Annotated in this window: 1 pseudogene; it reads right to left on the bottom strand. The window is 49.3% G+C overall.

From position 1 onward, the window contains the following. Window positions 1-613 (bottom strand): annotated as a pseudogene (locus ICN39_RS11065) (transposase); the annotation flags it as partial. Window positions 614-676: the final 63 nt, after the last annotated feature.

Genomic DNA, 676 nt, shown 5'->3' with positions numbered 1-676 from the left:
ATGCTCAGCGGTACCACCAACGCATCGGGTTTATCTCGCACTAAACGTTTTCGGGGTTTGATGCGTAGGTTGAGCTCAAGCTCGCGGTAAATCCGGTAGATGCGTTTGTGGTTCCATGTGTAGTTCTTGACATTGCGTAGATACAGATAGCAAAGGCCAAAGCCCCAACTGCGGTTGTTATCCGTTAAGCGGATCAGCCAATTCGCAATGAGTTCATTCTGCGCATTGTTCTTCGCTTCATAGCGGTAACAGGTCTCACTCACGCTAAAGATAGCGCAGGCCAACCGAATGGGGATTGCCTTATCTCTGACTGCCTTTTGGGCCATCTCACGTCTGTGAGACGGCCTCACCACTTTTTTGTGAGGGCCTCATTGAGTATCTCTGCCTTGAGCTTCTCTTCGATGTACATCTTCTTTAAGCGGGCGTTCTCAGCCTCAAGCTCCTTCATGCGAGCCATCATGGAGGTATCCATGCCACCATACTTGGCACGCCACTTGTAGAAAGTAGCTGAACTAATACCTAGTTCGCGACAGACTTCGGGAACCGCTAAGCCAGCATCAACCCGCTTTAGGGCATCCATGATCTGGCTGTCGGTAAATTTAGAACGCTTCATGTAGAACTCCTCTTATTGAGAAAATTCTACCTCTGAGATCAGTTAACCTGTGGGGGGATTACC

It is taken from the genome of Polynucleobacter sp. AP-Reno-20A-A9 (genome assembly GCF_018882085.1).
GTDB lineage: Bacteria > Pseudomonadota > Gammaproteobacteria > Burkholderiales > Burkholderiaceae > Polynucleobacter.
This window is presented reverse-complemented; position numbering and strand designations above follow the sequence as displayed.